The organism is Streptomyces sp. NRRL B-24572 (assembly GCF_002156145.1).
Lineage (GTDB): Bacteria > Actinomycetota > Actinomycetes > Streptomycetales > Streptomycetaceae > Streptomyces > Streptomyces vietnamensis.
Genome location: NZ_MWIG01000615.1, coordinates 1 through 899, shown reverse-complemented (window position 1 = coordinate 899; position 899 = coordinate 1). Strand labels below are relative to the sequence as shown.

Genomic DNA, 899 nt, shown 5'->3' with positions numbered 1-899 from the left:
CCTCGTCGAGGAGGGAGGCGCCGGAGGTGGGTAGACCGGTGAGGTCGGCGACCATGGTCTGGAAGTTCAGCAGGGCCTCCAGGCGGCCCTGGGAGATCTCCGGCTGGTACGGCGTGTAGGCCGTGTACCAGGCGGGGTTCTCCATGACGTTGCGGAGGATCACCGGCGGGGTGAAGGTCCCGTAGTAGCCGAGACCGATCATCGGGGCGAGGACCTGGTTGCGGTCGGCGAGCNNCTCGGAGAGCGGAGTGCGGTTGGCGGTCATGTACGGAGGCCTCCTGGTCGTCACGACCTGCGAGGGGCACCACGGCGCGGGTACCCGGACGGCCTCCCCCTCTGTCATCTCAACCTGAGAGTTTCACCGGCACGCCTCGCGGCACGCCGGCTTTCACCGTCGGTGAGAGCGAAACGCCGTCGGACATTCCGCTCTGCTTTCCAGAGTGACCTCGTCCGCGCGGTACAGGGGCCTGAGAGATTCCGGGGAGGATTTGCTCCTTCGGCGCCCACCGGAAGGTTTCTCCGGGGGACTCTCCCGCACGGGGTCGACAGCCACAACCAGCCTACCAGCGAGGTTGCGGCTCCCATCGCTCAAGTGGCCGACATCCCAGTTGTGCACTTTCGTAGGGGTGTAGAGCAGTTGCGACCAGTTGGAGGGACCGTGCAGACCGATATCGATCCGCGCAGCCTGATCGGCCGCAAGGCGTTCGACCGGAACGGACACAAGATCGGAACCGTGGACGAGGTGTACCTGGACGACGCGACCGGCATCCCCGAATGGGCAGCGGTCCGCACGGGCCTGTTCAGCCGGGACGCCTTCGTCCCCCTGGAGCCGAGCGCCCTGCTCGACGACGGGCTCCACATCCCGTACGAGAAGGCCCTGATCAAGGACGCCCCGGACT

General features: G+C 66.8%; 1 protein-coding gene, 1 pseudogene and 1 riboswitch. Of the genes and pseudogenes, one reads left to right on the top strand and one right to left on the bottom strand.

Going from position 1 to position 899, the window contains the following annotated elements:
• A pseudogene (locus tag CCN56_RS31635) lies at positions 1-232 on the bottom strand (hypothetical protein); the annotation flags it as partial.
• Positions 233-445: 213 nt separating this feature from the next.
• Positions 446-545, bottom strand: a riboswitch (glycine riboswitch).
• Between the two features lie 113 nt (positions 546-658).
• On the opposite strand from CCN56_RS31635, the gene CCN56_RS31630 reads away from it, so the two are divergent.
• Positions 659-899, top strand: a 241-nt coding sequence (locus CCN56_RS31630) for a PRC-barrel domain-containing protein (protein ID WP_086831334.1), incomplete at its 3' end; no start/stop codon positions are given.